Raw genomic sequence first — 15,081 nt, forward strand, 5'->3', positions numbered from 1 at the left:
TTTTGCAACGGTAAGATAATTCTTTTTACCGAAATAAACAATAGCAAAAGGGGCTATCCGACTTTTTGGACAGCCCCATCTCATTTGAAAGTAATTGTTTTCAGATCATTCAGGATCTATCCCTACAATTATTTAATTTTCTCGTAGATATAAAGTTCATGAATTTCACCGGTATACCCTTCTTCAGCGAACGGACCCTGTGACATACCGAGAACGATCAGTGTACCACGGTTGTTCAATACAACGAGGTCGTCGTTTACCGGGTCAATAGAGAGTCCTTCGATTTCACCTGCACGGCGGAAATCACTCATTTCGCGGAATAATTCAACTCTTCCGGCTTTTGCACCACCTGCAATTTTACCTTTACGCATAACAGGTTTTCCCTTTTTATCGAGTTTTACGCTGAACGGAGTTTCTTTCACCACTTCAGTTCCGTCTTGTAAACCGGTAAAGTGTACTTCAGAGATGTCAGCCACATAGATATTATCAGGAATATTGTACAAAGCTTCGCCATCATCAGAGGTGAACAGCATTTTTCCATCAGCGATGAAAATACCTTGACACCAGTACGGAGTAGGACGGCATTGCATTTTGGTATAGTACTGTCCGGTTTCCAGGCTATAGCAATATACGTAACGGCTATCTACCCAGTCAGACATCCAAACCATATTTTTCTCCCGATCAACAGCAAGACCTGAAACCTCTACTTGTCCTGATTCAGGAGACCAAGGCAGATCGCGTTTCCATTTCAAAGTCTCTGCATCGTAAATCGATACGGCGATATTATAACCACGTCCGTATTCGAATTTTTCAATACCGCAGTAAATTTCTCCATTGTAGATATCGATATCACCGAAGTGGTTGGCAATTTCGGGATTTTGGAACGGCTGATCGTTCTTCATCACCAGATTTCCCTGTTTGTCGTATTTGTACAGTACTTTGGTGTCGGAAACATAGTAGTAATTGCTATCGATAGCAATTCCCTGACGTCCGGCAACCGGAATCACTTTTTTCAACCGGTATTCTGAACCGAGATGTTGTGCATTTACTGACATGCCTACAAAAAGCAGTGCCATTGCAAAAAATAATTTATTCATAATAAAGGAATTTAGGATATTAATAAAGGTAAATCAAATCTTAGAATTTAGCCAAAAGCATGATTTGCAAACTATTTCCGTTTCCTGTCCGCGTACCTGCATCTTTCACTTTATCGGTATAGATAGAGTGGATATAGTTAACCTGGAATTTCAGGTTCTTGATCAATTCGTAAGTACAACCCACCAGGTAAGCATCTCTGTTGTTGGCAGAGGTCTTGTTGGTTTTATCGCGGTACATATCGTAACGTACTACCGGCAGGAATTTTCCGAAGCGATAAGCGGCCAAAGCATAAAAACCGTCTTCTTCTACATTAGCTTCGCTACTTTTGATATGGCCGTATTCAGCACGCAGATCGAGACCGTTCGGGTCGAAATACCAGGCACCGGCAATCACCCGATTCATCGGAAGATATTTTTTAACATCGTCTCCGACTTTACCCTGGTATTCACCGTAGTTGTACGATCCCATAATACTCAACTGTTTTACAGGACGGAAAGTCAGACGACCGACGAAATCTTTACATCTGTTGTCATCGTTCAAAGTAGGCAAATAACCGTTGGTCAAAGATAAATTATAGCTCAAATAGCTGAATCCTTTTTCCTGATTCTGCAACAGATCACCGTAAGCCATCACACCGAGATCACGTCCATAGTCGATCAGATCGGCAGAAGAAATCGCATTCCGGCATACCATACGATAACAGATATTAGAGAAATCTACAGTCTCCAAAGTAGCCGGAGAAATATCGTAGTTCTCGAAACCCAGCGGCAGATAATATTGTCCTGCCCGGAAGTTGATGGCTTTGTTAATGTGAGCACTGACAAAAGCGTCCATCACAGTAATGACTTTCTTTTTGTAAGCCCCGCCATCGGTAGAACCGGAAAAACATTCGAACTGAGCCCGGAAATCAAACGTATTGGAGATCTTTTTGTCAAGAAGTACCCGCATACGCTTCAACTGGAAAGAAGATCTGTTATCCCCGTTCTTATCTCCATAATTATAACCGGTCTGAATATAACCGGATACTTTCGGTAACTTAGAAAGAATTTTGTTCAATAATTCTTCTTCATTGGCTGACACCGGTTCGCTTTTAGCAGCAGCTTCCCCGTCTTCAGTTTTTGCCCATGCTGATGTACCTACAAATAAAGCACAGCACAACATTACCACGTTTAATAGAAAATTTTTTTTCATAGTAACATCAAATAAATTATACGTAAAATCAATTATATAATTCTATTCCTGAATTATTCTTTCGGATTAGATACATTTTCGCGGATTCCCCATTCTTCTGTATGGAAACGCAGACCGGGTTCCCTGACATCATGACATTTCACGATCAAAGCCCCTTCTTTTTCCCAATAGCCTTTTACCGTATAACCGTTCATCGGCCCGTCTTCTTTCCCACGCACTGTTTTATCGTCCGGATTCACCACAATCTTCAATCCACAAGACTGATTGAGCATATCCATATCTCCCCGGCTATTCCCTCCGACAACCAAAGGACGGGTTTTAATAAAGGTCGGGATCACATTTGCTTTACCGTCATCCTGCGGAATCGGTAAGATGATATCATCTGTCAATTTACCGTCGACAACCACCGATTTTACCCCCAGGATATTGACCTCCGGGATACCGAGTTCTTCGGCCAGAAATTTCTGATATAAAAATTCCGGAGAAGCGGTCAAAATCCAAACCTCGAATCCATATTCCTTGAGATTGGCAATCAGTTGTTTCATTTCCGGATAGAACTTGTTCCGGTAAGAAGTCTGGTAACATGCATATCCCATTTCGAGAATTTCTTCGGGCGTCAGTCCTGCCAAAAAATGCACCCGATCCTCGACATAAGGTTTCCCCACATTATTTCCATCTTTTACCATCCGGTTCAGGATCGCCATTTTCTCTTTCGAAAACTTATCCGTTTTTCCTTTAAAATGTTCGTCGGCATATTGATATAAAGCTTCATCCGCCAAATAATGAGGTACCTGTCCCATAACCGTACCGTCACCATCGAAAACCGCCACTTTCCGAATCTTCATCGTAATGGTCGAATTCAGGAAATCTTCCAGCCGATCATTGACTTCTTTTGACCATCCTTTGATCTGCCGATAGGTTTGTGCAGAGACACAGGGGGTGATCAGTAGCATCATCACCAGGATGATACTACTCGTTAAATTCTTCTTAATCATGGATTTAATTAGTTTTTGTTTTTAACCAGATATTGTTCTTCTTTATAAGTAAATGCAATAAACAGGAAGGCTAAAGCACAAGCACCCAACAAAACGATAAAGTTCCAATTCCATCCCAAATGCTGCACGATATAACCTAAACCGATATTAGCGAACAGGGCCGTTCCAAAGAAATAGCCGAAGAACCCGGTAAATCCGGCAGCCGTACCGGCAGCCTTTTTAGGAGCCAGATCCAAAGCGTGTACCCCGATCAACATCACCGGTCCGTAAATCAAGAAACCGATAGCAATCAGACAAATACTATCCATCAGCGGAGTAGCACTGAACTGCCAGTAAACAAAGATCGAAACAGCGATCAAAACCATATAGATCATGGTCGTTAAAGCACGGCGTCCCTTGAACAATTTGTCACTCAACCATCCACATACGATCGTACCGGGAATAGCAGCAAATTCATAAGCAAAATAAGCCCAACCGATTTCTGTAATATCATATCCCTTCACCTCTTTCAGATAGGTGGGGGCCCAATCCAATACACCGTAACGGATCAGATAAATAAAAGCATTGGCCAGCGCGATAAACCACAAAGTCTTATTATTCAAAACATATTTGAAAAAGATCTCTTTAGCCGTCAGTTCAACCTCCGATTTAGCACTGTAATTTTTAGGGTAATCATTCCGATACTCTTCGATAGGAGGTAAACCACAAGATTGCGGAGTATCCCGGATCAACGAATAAGCGATAACCACAATAATCAAAGCCACCACCGCCGGAAACCAGAATGTACCGGCTTGCCAGGAACCGAACCATACCAAACCACCGGCAGCCATCGGACCGATCAAAGCACCACCTACATTGTGAGCACAATTCCAGATAGACATTTTCGTTCCTCTTTCGTTTTGTGAAAACCAATGCGTCATAACGCGGCCACACGGAGGCCATCCCATCCCCTGAAACCAACCGATCAGAAATTGCAAAATAAACATAGAGACGATGGAAGAAACTCCCACTTTCGTACCTAATAAAAGAGTAGCTAAAGCCGACAATGTCAACCCCAAGGGCAAGAATTTACGGGCACTACTACGGTCTGAAACCCCACCCATAATAAACTTAGACAATCCATAGGCAATAGCATTAGCTGAAATAGCAACCCCGAGAAGCCCTTTATCGAATCCCATATCCACCAGATAAGGCATAGCAAGAGAAAAATTCTTCCGAACTAAATAGTAGCCTGCATATCCAATAAAGATACCGATGAATACTTGCCAACGCAGACGCTTATACGTCGGATCAATCTTTTCTTTTGACAACAAGGGCCGATGAGGCTCTGGTTTTAAAAAACTCCACATAGCTATTAGTTTAAGATTCAAATTGTTTCTAAGAAAAACCTATCACTTTCGTTATTACAACGTTTTCGGCGCACATTATTTTGAAATGAAATAAAACATCTTCATTTCGAAACAAAAGTAGATAAAAACTCCATATATCCAAAAAAAATTATGAAAATTTTTGGTGAATTTATTTAAAAATATCCGGTGCGAATATTTCGCTTCGAAAAACACCCTTTCGAACTCAAAGTTCATCACGCACAAGATGTTTTATAACAAACAAATCCCCGATTTTTGAACACACTCCATGGTTTTTAAACCTAACCGACCGGGAAACAAGCCTCCGGCCGGTCAACTCCCAGAAAACTATTTCTTTCAATCCTGTAACATTTCCGCCAAGACCGAGATTGGATGTTTACAACATTTAGAAGTAGACATTTCGATCTGCCATTTACAAGTTTCACAATCAGTTACGACATAATCCACACCGGATTCCTCGATCTGTTTAAACAAGGAATTACCGATATCCTGCGAAGTCTTGTAATTTTCCTTTTTGAAACCGTAAGTCCCGGCAATTCCGCAACATTGCGAATCGAGCAATACCAGTTCCACATTCGGAATCGACTTCAATAATTCGATCGAATAATAAGCCCACCCCAGCTTTTCCATATGACAAGGAGTATGATAAGCCACCCGTAGTTTCTTATCTTTTCTGAACTCCAATTGTCCGGTTTCCTGACTCAGCAAGCGGTAAATATAGCGGGTAGCCAGCTCTACCTGCTCTCTCACATCTTCATTCTTCACGCCCAACAAATGCGGATATTCATCCCGAATCGTAAAAGTACAGGTAGAAGAGGTGGCAATAACAGGAATATTTTTATCCACGACCGATTTCCGAATCGAACCGATATTGATATCAGCCTGTTTCCGAGCTTGTTTGATAAAACCATTCGAAATCAGCGCCACCCCGCAACATTTTTCTTTTTCCAACAACCTCACCCCGATCCCGAGGGCATTCATAACCTTAACGAGATCTTTCCCCAACTGCGGGTAATTGTAATTCACATAACATCCATGGAAATAACTCACCTGTTTCGGAAAAGCAAGTTGTTCTTTCACTTGTTTCTTATACCAGCTTTCGAAAGTTCCGAAAGCATATTTCGGGAAAGTACGGCGATGATCGATTTTCAACACTCCATCCAAAATCGCTTTTACCGGTTTCAATCCCAGCGTTGCATTCACAACCGGCGCCACAGGAGTGGAGAGAGTCCCGACCAAATCGGTATTCGCCAGAATAAAATCCCGTACTCCCGGTTTCTTTTTACTGAATTTAATCCTTGCCGCCTGGATGATATCTCCGATCTTCACATTAGAAGGACAGGCCACTTCACACCGCTTGCAATTGATACAATATTTCAAGGTCTCGTCATAAAAACCGAACTTCTTCAGACGCAGGCGTTCTCCGTCAGGACCTGCCTGTTTAGGACCGGGATAATCCGGATTGACAGCCGCTACCGGACAATAAACCGTACAAACCGTACATTTGATGCACTGTTCGAAATTATTGTCACTAATATTATGTTGTTGAAGATTCATAACCTCTTTTATTTACTTAAAATTTGTTCAGCTACATACAAAGCACTCAAAACAGAAACCCCACCACCACATCCTTCTTTAATCGGATTAAATCCCTCCAGAACAGCTCCCGCCACATACAAATTTTCCAATACCTGCCCGTGCACCATCCCCCGGAAATCAGTTCCCGTCTTCACACCGAAACCTTCATACGGTTGCCGGTCGAATGCATTCCGGCCATACCACTGATTCCGATCTTCCGGATAAGTGACATCCAAATCAAAAACAGGTTCATACACCCGTTCGGAAGTAGCGATCAATCCCTGACTGAAATAACTGCCACTAGCCAGGATGATATGCTTTCCGACAAAAGGAATCTCTCCGTGATTATAAGAAAAGAGCCGGCTAATCCGATTCCCTTCCTGTTCTGCCCGCAAAACGGTATCCCCTAGCATATATACACCTCCGGCTTGCTGGAAACATTTGCGTAATTGCTGCTGTGTACGGATCCCCGGGACAGAAGGAGGCAGAGTAGGCAAGAGACAAATTTCTTTTCCAACCCTCTTTTGTAAATAATCCAAGGCTGTATCCTGATTCAAACCGAATACCGCCGGCAACACGATCGCCTCAACCTCACCAGCTTCCCTTTTCAACAAAGTGGCCAGTTCGTCCAGATTTTCCTGTTTCTCAAACATCCGGGCAATATTGACAGACCTCATCTCAGTAGGATTTTTACGCAAATATTCCAAAGCAGGGAAATTAAACGAATGAATCCTACTTTCAGTACCCATTTTCCGGAACTCATCCGCGATAAACTGAGTATAGAAATCCAAAAATCCCAGGACATTGAATATTGCTATTTTCTTCCAGGGTAAACGATCGGCAGCATCACAATCCGGATGATCTTTCAAAGTAAGCCAGGTAGGCTTCAGCGTCCCCATCGGAGTCACCCGATAATGATTCTTCAAGGCGCTTCCACTCATATGGATTCCGACTTCCTCAAAAAATCGCTCAGCCTCACCGGTCAGTCTTGAAAATACCTCCATCCCCATTTTTACATAAGGATGGGCAGGCGCCTGTTCCTGCAACTGTCCGATAGCTTTCAAAGGATGAGCCACCTCTGTCCCGTCGGGCAACACATTCAGCAAATCCAAAGAACCGGAAGAAAAATGCAGGGCACTTTGTCCTGAAGATATAATGACACAACGTTGTCCGTGTTTCGACAAACAAATACCGGCAACCAATCCTGCCAGTCCACCCCCGATTATAATCGTATCGAATTTCATATTACTCTTCTTGTTTTTGAGACATTTTCAAACCGCACACACTTTCATAAATCCAGGCTGTATACTCACTTTCCCGCAAAGTATCCCCCCAGGCGATAGGCGCCATCCCCTTCCATCTCTCATTCAAGAAAGAAGCCAGATCTTCTTTCGCCCGTTTAGTACAATATTTATGCATACTGCTCATCAATCCGGCAGCCCGGCATGCACAAAGTTCTCCCTGACAGGTACCCATTCCGACACGCGTCCTTCTTCTCAAATCCACCAGATTGTGCACTTCTAATTCATTCAAAGCATACTTTACCTCTCCGACAGAAACTTCCTCACACTCACATACTAAACTATTTTCCAGCACATCATTCCCGGAAAATCTTTCCGCCAGATCTCCATGCCGGTAAATAGAAGAATTTCGCTGAGCCAAGGGTACCGAGATAATCTTTTTCTCCACTTCTTCACGATCCTCCCTCGAACCGGGCAATTTTTCACTGGCGGTCGTACACGGGACGTTCACATTCAACTTTTTACAAATTAAATCGGTAGCCCACTCAGCCATCAGCCGGTAGGTCATCAGCTTCCCGCCGGTAATCGTAATAAATCCCTCAAGTCCATCCCGGACAGCATGATCCAGCAGCACAATTCCCCGACTCACATTCCGGCCACTCGGATCGTCGTCTGCCGCAACCAAAGGCCGTACACCCGCATAAGCCCGCAAAATACGGGTTTGTGCCAGGACCGGAGCCAATTTTTCCCCTTCGCGTAACAATAAATCCACCTCACCGGGAGTCACATACATCCGGTCGACTTCATCAAACGACACCTTGCTCGAAGTGGTTCCGATCAATGAAATCGTGTCACCCGGAACCAGAATATCGGCATCCGCAGGCTTGCGGCACCGGTTCAAAACAATATTATTCACCCGATGCCCGAAAATCAGCAGGGCACCTTTAGCAGGCAGCATATTCACCGTTATTCCCGCCATCTTAGCGATGTTGTGTCCCCAGATTCCTCCGGCATTTACGACAACGTTAGCATAATAATTTTTAGTCTCTTTCGTCCTATGATCCAGGGCTTTCACTCCGACGATACGATCCTGTTCACGGATTAATTCCGTCGCCTCGTGGTAAGTGAGAATTTCAGCCCCATGATTACGGGCATCGATGATATTCGAAGTAGTCAAACGGAAAGGATCGACAGCCCCATCGGGAACCCTTACCGCCCCGATAATAGCCGGATTGGCAGATGGCTCCAGCAACAGCGCTTCTTTCGGATCGATAATATCGGCCCGGATTCCGGCACGTCGACAAGCATCGACAAATTTTGCCTGATATTGAATGTCATCCTCCGGCAAACTCAGGAACAGACCGTCGGTCTCTTCCACACAATGACTGGCAATCCGCCGAAGAATCCTGTTTTCTTTAATACATTCCTCTGCCGATTCCTGATCAGTCACTGCATAGCGGGCACCACTATGCAACAAACCGTGATTTCGTCCCGTCGCTCCCGTCGATATATCGAATCGCTCGATCAAAAGCACACGAATCCCTCTACGGGCACAGTCTCTGGCAATTCCAGCACCGGTTGCGCCACCGCCGATTACAATCACATCAAATGGCTTGGTCATATCATTTTGTTTCATTTGTGCAGAAAATTATATTTTCACCTACAAAGAAACAAACAATTCAAAACATTTCAAAAGAAAAACGAAAGTATTTTCAATCAAAACGAAAACAAATGAAACACCATATCCCAATTACTCCCCGAAACGAAAAGCCATCTACCGAATGGCCTCACGTTGAAATACCCGGAAAAACAGCCTATTGTTTCCTGATTATTTTATTACTTTTGTATAAGTTCTAAAAACAAGACCATGCAGATATTACTCGCTTGTGCCAAAAACATGACGACAAGGCCTGAGCTTTCACCGTCAATCCTGACAAAGCCGAAGTTTCTGGAAGAAGCCGAACGCCATGCACTCCAATTAGCGGCCTTCACGGAAGCGGAATTGGGGAAAGCCCTGAAATGTAATCCACGCCTGGCTATCCTGAATAAACTACGTTATCTGTCTTTTTTCGATTCCGACGACAGCGGGCCTGCCGTGTTGTCATACAACGGCATAGTCTATCGCCACCTCCGCGCCTGGGAATTTACAGAAGCCGATTATGCCTACGCCAACAACCATCTGTGGATTTGCTCCTTTTTATATGGCTTGCTCCGGCCTATGGACCGGATCAAAAACTACCGTTTAGAGGGTAACGTAAAGTTACCGAACAACAACAACCGGAACATGTTCGATTTTTGGGAACCACGTTTGACCGATGTGCTGATCGATTCAGTAAAGCAGGACGATGGCCGCCTGGTGCATCTTGCCACAGAGGAAATGACCCGTCTGTTCGACTGGAAACGGGTCAGACGGGAAGTGAAAGTCCTGGAACCTCAATTTTTCATTCGTGAAGAAGACAAATTGAAAACCATTGTCGTATATGCCAAAATGTGTCGTGGTGCCATGACCCGCTATATCCTTCAAAATCGCCTGACGACTAAAGAAGAACTAACTGCTTTTTCCTACGAAGAATTCAATTACCGGCCCGAAATCGTCCACGCGAAAGCAGAGGCATTGCCGTTTGTATTGGAATAAATCACTTGTATCTTCGACATAAAAAATAAAGCTCCTTAGACGATCGACACCTTAATCCCCAACTCCTCTAATTCCCGGACCACTTTGGGAGATACGCCGGAATCGGTGATAATCTGGTCGACAGCATCCAGTTCGCAGATCTTTCCAAACCCCCGCCGGCCGAATTTAGAAGAGTCGGTCAGGACAATAATCTTTTGCGCCGCATCGATCATCGCACGATTTACACTGGCTTCCATAAAATTCGTGGTAGTCAGTCCATATTTTAAATCGATTCCATCTACCCCCAGAAAAAGCTTCGTCCCGGAAAAATTCTCCAACATCCGCAAAGCATATTCCCCGGTAACCGACGAAGAGGTATGCCGGACAATACCGCCCAACTGAATCACTTCCACCTGCTGACAATTCAAGAGAGCCATGGCAACGTTCATCGCAGAAGTCAGTACGGTCAGCTGAGCCTCCGGAGGTATACAGCGGGCAAAAGCCAATACCGTAGTACCGGAAGCAATAATGATAGCGTCATTGGGAGTCAGCATTTCGGCAGCCTTCATACCAATCCTTTTCTTTTCTTCCGGAAACTGTTTTTCTTTTTCCTGCACATGCCGGTTGGCTATATAGGGATCGATCTGAATAGCTCCTCCGTGTGAACGATATAGTAATTTCTTTTCTTCCAGTAATCCCAAGTCTTTCCGGATCGTCACCGAAGAAACATTCAATTGCCGGCTAAGACTATTTACTGAAACGATTCCGTTTACTTTTAATAATTCTAAAATCTTTTGATGTCTTTCAGACAATGACATTATCTTTTCCATTCCAGTTTTTAAATTCGTATAAAAGGGCTGAACATTCAGACACTTCACCTTATATTACACCAAATGAGCTAACAAAGGTAAAAATAATTACTCAGAATAGGATTTGGAAGTCAAGGAAAAATTATTTTATAACACCCGGCAGCCAGACAGGCCCCCAGGATAGGACCCAAAACCGGGACCCAACTATATCCCCATCCACTACTCCCTTTACCCCGGATCGGTAAAACAAAATGAGCGAAACGGGGAGGCAAATCCCGGGCCGGATTGATAGCATAACCGGTAGCTCCTCCTAAAGACATACCGATAGCGACAATCAGGAAAGTCACCGGAAACAATCCCACAGATCCCAATCCGACCTCAGGCGTATTCCCATCGATAGCCAGACACAAAATGACAAAAACCAACACAAAAGTACCGATGACCTCACAGATCAGATTACGGGGGATATTCCTGATTGCAGGCATCGTACAGAAAGTACCTAATTTCACATCGGGATCTTCTGTTGCATCGTAATGATCTTTATAGAAAACATAGACCAGAACAGCTCCCAAAAATCCACCGGCCAATTGCGCTATAATATAGGCAGGTACATAAGCCCAGGGAAAAGTATGAGCCAACGCCAAACCGATAGACAAAGCCGGATTCAGGTGAGCTCCCGAGTAGGGAGCGGCCACAAATGCCCCGCACATGACGGCAAATCCCCAGGCAAAAGTAATCACCACCCAGCCTCCGCCGAAACCTTTGGAATGCTTCAGTAATGAACTGGCCACCACTCCGTCTCCCAGCAGGATCAGCAAAGCAGTACCGATAAATTCGAACAGACATTTTGTGAATAAAGAAATCGTCATAGCAAGCCAATATACAATTATCGTTCAAGCACCCGATCGACAGCATCTCTCCATCCCTCTTTCAGTTCTTCCATTTTCTGTTGTTCTCCGGAAGGAATAAATTCCTTTTCTTTATGCCAATGTTGACGGATTTCATGAATATCGCTCCAATAACCTACCGCCAAACCGGCCAGATAAGCAGCCCCCAGGGCTGTGGTCTCGATGATCTTGGGTCGTATGACCGTGGTATTCAAAATATCGGCCTGAAACTGCATCAACACATTATTCGCAGCAGCTCCTCCATCCACCCGCAATTCTTTCAATTCGATACCGGCATCCCGGATCATGGCATTGACCACATCCATGGTTTGAAAAGCGATTCCCTCCAAGGCAGCCCTGGCAATATGGGCGGCTGTCGTTCCACGGCTAATACCCGAAATAGCTCCCCGGACATCCTGATTCCAATAGGGAGCGGCCAAGCCTGTCAATGCCGGTACAAAATAAACCCCACCGGCATCCGGTACACTATGTGCCAAAGTCTCCACCTCGCCCGAAGAGCGGATAATCCCTAAACCATCCCTCAACCACTGAACGATCGCCCCGCCGACAAAAATGCTTCCTTCGAGGGCATAAGTCACTTCTTCTCCGATTTTCCAGGCAATGGTCGCCAGCAGATTATTCTTCGAGACAACCGGTTTATCACCACTATTCATCAAGAGGAAACACCCCGTTCCATAAGTATTCTTTACCATTCCGGGTTCGGTACACATCTGACCGAACAAGGCTGCCTGCTGATCCCCGGCAATGCCTGCAATCGGTATTTTATGGGCAAAGAGGGTCGTTTTCGTGTGTCCATATATTTCGCTGGAAGTCTTGACTTCAGGTAACATCGCGGCAGGAATACCGAACAGTTCCAATAATTCCGGATCCCAGGCCAGCCGATGGATATTATAAAGCATCGTACGGGAAGCATTGGTGACGTCCGTAATATGCACTTCCCCACGGGTCAATTTCCAGACCAGCCAGGAATCCACCGTTCCAAAAATAAGCTTTCCGGCTTCGGCTTTTTCCCTTGCCCCCTCGACATGATCCAGAATCCATTTGACTTTAGTGGCACTGAAATAAGCGTCTATGATCAATCCGGTCTTCTCCCGGATAAATTCGGTTTTCCCCTCAGCCTTCAAAGCATCACAGTATGAAGCCGTACGGCGGTCTTGCCAGACGATAGCATTATAAACCGGTTGTCCGGTCTCCCGATCCCATACAATCGTCGTCTCCCGCTGATTTGTAATCCCGATGGCAGCGATGTCCAATCCGTTAATACCGGCCGAAGCAATAGCCCCGGCAATCACAGAAGCCTGGGAGGTCCAGATTTCCTGCGGATGATGTTCCACCCATCCCGGCTGAGGAAATATCTGCCGGAATTCTTGCTGAGCCACAGCTTTGATTTCACCATCGTGGTCGAAAACAATTGCCCGGGAACTACTGGTTCCCTGATCGAGCGATAAAATATACTGTTCTGACATTCCTGAATAATTAAAATATACTTTTTTCAGTTACAAGGGTTACAGCGGTTAACTTAACTCCTGAACCCCTTGCCGCCTTTAAAACCGCTGTAACTTTTAAATATACGTTTTACTCTAAAATATAGCGTCCGGCCAAATCGGTAAACTCTTTTACCTGCCCATCGATCCAGGCCTGATCGTATCCCAATTCTTTGGCAACGATCCGGGCCACTTTAGGGGCAACTTCGGCAGCCACCCGGGCATCCAGGAACAATAACCTGACACGCCTGGCCAGTATATCCTCAACATTCAATGCCATCTCTTCCCGAACCGCCCATACCACCTCGGCCACAGTGTAATCATATTTGGGATGCAGTTTTTCGGCCATAGCCGGATCGGACTGCATCAAGGTTTTGATCGCCTGAATATCCGAGCCATAAATATACAAATGATTATTGAGATCCGGATTTAATTGATAACCATGAATCCGGAATTTTTTTGTCACACATGCTTTCTTTTCCAGCAGATTCAATTCGATCGCCTTATCCACCGTATCTTCTGCCATTCTCCGATAGGTGGTCCATTTCCCTCCGGTGATGGTAATCAGCTTATTTTCAGAAACAAAAATCTTATGACTCCGGGAAATTTCTTTCGTACTTTTACCTTCCTTTTTGGGAGCCGCTAATGGACGTAATCCGGCAAATACCGAAAGGACATCGCTCCGTTGAGGTTTACGAGTCAGGTAACGTCCGGCCGTATTCAGGATAAATTCGATTTCCGACTCCAGAGCTTGTGGCTCCAATTCCGGATGTTCCCGTAAAGTATCGGTCGTTCCGACAACCACTTTGTCATGCCAGGGCACGGCAAACAATACCCGGCCATCGTCGGTCTTGGGGATCATGATAGCGTAATCACTTTGCAGAAACGACTTATCCAGGACCAAATGTACCCCTTGGCTCGGTTTCACCATATGCTCGTGAGTCGGCACATCCATTTCCATAATGCTATCCACAAAGATGCCGGTCGCATTAATCACCGCTTTGGCTTTCACTTCATATTCCTGCCCGTTCATCAAATCCTGAACCTTCACCCCTCTTGCCCGGCCATCGGATCCGTGTAATATCGCCGTTACTTTCATACGGTTGATCGGACATCCGCCATTTTCGACACAGGACTGAGCCAGATTGACTGCCAGGCGGGAATCGTCGAATTGACCGTCATGATAGACTACCCCTCCCTTCAAACCATCCACCCGGACCGTCGGTAAATAAGACGTAGTCTTCTTTTTGGATACATATTTAGAACGCCCCAGACTAAGACGGCCGGCGAGGATATCGTATATCGTCAGTCCGACTGTATAAAGAAAGTTATCCCAATAACGATAATTCGGAATCAGAAAAGATTGATTTTTTACCAGATGCGGAGCATTCTGTTGGAGTAATCCCCTTTCGTACAAAGCCTCCAATACCAATGAAACATCTCCCTGAGCCAAATACCGGACTCCTCCATGCACCAACTTGGTACTACGACTGGAAGTTGCTTTTGCAAAATCTTCCCATTCGAATAAAGCGACACTATACCCTCTTGTAACTGCATCTACGGCAACTCCCAAACCGGTTGCACCTCCTCCGATAACGACAACATCCCAGACTTTGGACGGATCAGAGATTTTGGATAATAAATCTTCTCGTTTCATAGTTATTTTATCTGATTTATAACCTTGTACGAAAAATAAATTAAAAAGTATCTCTTTCTGTCAGAAAAATACAGGGTCTTCCTGGTTTTCAAAATAAAACGATCCGTGTACTTTATCAAAATATTCACTATTTTAGAGG

12 protein-coding genes are annotated in these 15,081 nt (G+C 44.7%); 1 reads left to right on the forward strand and 11 read right to left on the reverse strand.

Annotated features, from left to right (window positions below; all coding sequences use genetic code 11):
* Nucleotides 1-128: 128 nt before the first annotated feature.
* From WS42_RS04765 to glpA, 7 genes are all read right to left on the reverse strand, one after another.
* On the reverse strand, nucleotides 129-1,097 hold the full coding sequence (locus WS42_RS04765; RefSeq protein WP_046450797.1) for a YncE family protein: 969 nt from the start codon (nucleotides 1,095-1,097) through the stop codon (nucleotides 129-131).
* A gap of 40 nt (nucleotides 1,098-1,137) precedes the next feature.
* On the reverse strand, nucleotides 1,138-2,289 hold the full coding sequence (locus tag WS42_RS04770; protein WP_041557022.1) for a porin: 1,152 nt from the start codon (nucleotides 2,287-2,289) through the stop codon (nucleotides 1,138-1,140).
* Between the two features lie 53 nt (nucleotides 2,290-2,342).
* Entirely contained in the window at nucleotides 2,343-3,284 is a 942-nt protein-coding gene (locus WS42_RS04775; RefSeq protein ID WP_022160624.1) for an HAD family hydrolase, read from the reverse strand.
* An 8-nt stretch (nucleotides 3,285-3,292) separates the two neighbouring features.
* A complete protein-coding gene (gene glpT / locus WS42_RS04780; RefSeq protein WP_022160623.1) occupies nucleotides 3,293-4,633 on the reverse strand; it encodes a glycerol-3-phosphate transporter in 1,341 nt (446 codons plus the stop codon).
* A 354-nt stretch (nucleotides 4,634-4,987) separates the two neighbouring features.
* Complete coding sequence (gene glpC, locus WS42_RS04785) at nucleotides 4,988-6,208, reverse strand: anaerobic glycerol-3-phosphate dehydrogenase subunit GlpC (RefSeq protein ID WP_013613475.1); 1,221 nt, start codon at nucleotides 6,206-6,208, stop codon at nucleotides 4,988-4,990.
* 8 nt (nucleotides 6,209-6,216) lie between these two features.
* Entirely contained in the window at nucleotides 6,217-7,473 is a 1,257-nt protein-coding gene (gene glpB, locus WS42_RS04790; RefSeq protein WP_046450798.1) for a glycerol-3-phosphate dehydrogenase subunit GlpB, read from the reverse strand.
* Between the two features lies 1 nt (nucleotide 7,474).
* Nucleotides 7,475-9,106 (reverse strand): anaerobic glycerol-3-phosphate dehydrogenase subunit A, encoded by a 1,632-nt coding sequence (gene glpA / locus WS42_RS04795; RefSeq protein WP_022160621.1) that lies wholly within the window; start codon nucleotides 9,104-9,106, stop codon nucleotides 7,475-7,477.
* Nucleotides 9,107-9,337: 231 nt separating this feature from the next.
* On the opposite strand from glpA, the gene WS42_RS04800 reads away from it, so the two are divergent.
* A complete protein-coding gene (locus tag WS42_RS04800) occupies nucleotides 9,338-10,105 on the forward strand; it encodes a YaaA family protein (RefSeq protein WP_046450799.1) in 768 nt (255 codons plus the stop codon).
* 35 nt (nucleotides 10,106-10,140) lie between these two features.
* Here the strand turns inward: WS42_RS04800 and WS42_RS04805 are convergent, their stop codons facing one another.
* The 4 genes from WS42_RS04805 to WS42_RS04820 form a co-directional block, all read right to left on the reverse strand.
* Nucleotides 10,141-10,914, reverse strand: coding sequence for a DeoR/GlpR family DNA-binding transcription regulator (locus WS42_RS04805; protein WP_013613471.1), 774 nt, complete (start codon nucleotides 10,912-10,914; stop codon nucleotides 10,141-10,143).
* Between the two features lie 110 nt (nucleotides 10,915-11,024).
* The gene (locus WS42_RS04810; RefSeq protein WP_022160619.1) at nucleotides 11,025-11,762 is read right to left on the reverse strand and encodes an MIP/aquaporin family protein; all 738 of its coding nucleotides are present in this window, start codon (nucleotides 11,760-11,762) and stop codon (nucleotides 11,025-11,027) included.
* A 17-nt stretch (nucleotides 11,763-11,779) separates the two neighbouring features.
* Entirely contained in the window at nucleotides 11,780-13,267 is a 1,488-nt protein-coding gene (glpK, locus tag WS42_RS04815) for a glycerol kinase GlpK (protein ID WP_013613469.1), read from the reverse strand.
* A gap of 109 nt (nucleotides 13,268-13,376) precedes the next feature.
* Nucleotides 13,377-14,942: a glycerol-3-phosphate dehydrogenase/oxidase gene (locus WS42_RS04820; RefSeq protein WP_046450800.1), complete on the reverse strand. Its 1,566-nt coding sequence runs from the start codon at nucleotides 14,940-14,942 to the stop codon at nucleotides 13,377-13,379.
* Between the last annotated feature and the right edge of the window lie 139 nt (nucleotides 14,943-15,081).

Origin of the sequence: Odoribacter sp. N54.MGS-14, from assembly GCF_000980295.1 — a bacterium.
Classification (GTDB): domain Bacteria; phylum Bacteroidota; class Bacteroidia; order Bacteroidales; family Marinifilaceae; genus Odoribacter; species Odoribacter splanchnicus.

Excerpts from the sequence above, each read along its gene's own strand:
- WS42_RS04765 (WP_046450797.1), bottom strand. The coding sequence starts at position 1,097 with ATGAATAAATTATTTTTTGCAATGGCACTGCTTTTTGTAGGCATGTCA.
- WS42_RS04770 (WP_041557022.1), bottom strand. The coding sequence starts at position 2,289 with ATGAAAAAAAATTTTCTATTAAACGTGGTAATGTTGTGCTGTGCTTTA.
- WS42_RS04775 (WP_022160624.1), bottom strand. The coding sequence starts at position 3,284 with ATGATTAAGAAGAATTTAACGAGTAGTATCATCCTGGTGATGATGCTA.
- glpT (WP_022160623.1), bottom strand. The coding sequence starts at position 4,633 with ATGTGGAGTTTTTTAAAACCAGAGCCTCATCGGCCCTTGTTGTCAAAA.
- glpC (WP_013613475.1), bottom strand. The coding sequence starts at position 6,208 with ATGAATCTTCAACAACATAATATTAGTGACAATAATTTCGAACAGTGC.
- glpB (WP_046450798.1), bottom strand. The coding sequence starts at position 7,473 with ATGAAATTCGATACGATTATAATCGGGGGTGGACTGGCAGGATTGGTT.
- glpA (WP_022160621.1), bottom strand. The coding sequence starts at position 9,106 with ATGAAACAAAATGATATGACCAAGCCATTTGATGTGATTGTAATCGGC.
- WS42_RS04800 (WP_046450799.1), top strand. The coding sequence starts at position 9,338 with ATGCAGATATTACTCGCTTGTGCCAAAAACATGACGACAAGGCCTGAG.
- WS42_RS04805 (WP_013613471.1), bottom strand. The coding sequence starts at position 10,914 with ATGGAAAAGATAATGTCATTGTCTGAAAGACATCAAAAGATTTTAGAA.
- WS42_RS04810 (WP_022160619.1), bottom strand. The coding sequence starts at position 11,762 with ATGACGATTTCTTTATTCACAAAATGTCTGTTCGAATTTATCGGTACT.
- glpK (WP_013613469.1), bottom strand. The coding sequence starts at position 13,267 with ATGTCAGAACAGTATATTTTATCGCTCGATCAGGGAACCAGTAGTTCC.
- WS42_RS04820 (WP_046450800.1), bottom strand. The coding sequence starts at position 14,942 with ATGAAACGAGAAGATTTATTATCCAAAATCTCTGATCCGTCCAAAGTC.